This is a genomic window from Hymenobacter sp. B81 (assembly GCF_044628455.1).
Taxonomy (GTDB): domain Bacteria; phylum Bacteroidota; class Bacteroidia; order Cytophagales; family Hymenobacteraceae; genus Solirubrum.
Genome location: NZ_JBIYZW010000009.1, coordinates 1 through 958, shown reverse-complemented (window position 1 = coordinate 958; position 958 = coordinate 1). Strand labels below are relative to the sequence as shown.

Below are 958 nucleotides of genomic sequence, written 5' to 3'. Positions count from 1 at the left end.
CCAACGCGGGCTTCGCGTACGCGGCGGCCACGTACTGCGGGAACGGGCCGGACCCGGTGCCGACGATCAGCGGCACGTCGGGCGGCACGTTCTCCTCGACTTCGGGTTTGAGCATCAACCCCAGCACGGGCGCCATCGACCTGTCGGCTTCGACGCCGGGCAGCTACACGGTGACCTACGCGGTGGGCGGGGCCTGCCCGGCCTCGGCCACGGCGGCGGTGACCATCACGGCCCCGGCCTCGGCGGCCTTCGCCTACGCTTCCTCCACCTTCTGCGCCAGCGGCAGCAACCCGACTCCCAGCATCACGGGCACCGCGGGCGGCACGTTCTCCTCGACGGCGGGTTTGAGCATCAACGCTTCGACCGGTACCATCAACCTGGCCGCCTCCACGCCGGGCAGCTACACGGTGACCTACGCGGTGGGCGGGGCCTGCCCGGCCTCGGCCACGGCGGCGGTGACCATCACCACCGCTCCCTTGGCCACCTTCAGCTACGCGGCGGCCTCGTACTGCGCCTCGGCCGCCGGCAACCCGGCCCCGAGCTTCGCGGCGGGCGCCTCGGCCGGCACGTTCAGCTCGACTTCAGGGCTGAGCATCAACCCCAGCACGGGCGTCATCAACCTGTCGGCTTCCACGCCGGGCAGCTACACGGTGACCAACACCATTGCCGCTTCGGGCGGCTGTGCGGCCAGTTCGGCCACGGCTTCGGTGACCATCACGGCGGCGCCGGCGGCGGCCTTGACGGCGGGCGGGCCGACGAGCTTCTGCCAGGGCGGCTCGGTGCTGCTCACGGCCGCAGGCGGGGCCAGCGGCGCCACCTACCAGTTTTTGCGCAACGGCCAGCCCATCGGCGGGGCCACCGCCAGCAGCTACGCGGCCACCACGGCCGGCAGCTACACCGTGCTCGTGACCAACCCCGGTGGCTGCAGCGCCACCTCCAGCCCCCTCAACGTCACGGT

General features: G+C 72.5%; 1 pseudogene. It reads left to right on the top strand.

Annotated elements, in window-relative coordinates:
- Positions 1-107: 107 nt before the first annotated feature.
- Positions 108-958: pseudogene (locus ACE191_RS21760) on the top strand (hypothetical protein); the annotation flags it as partial.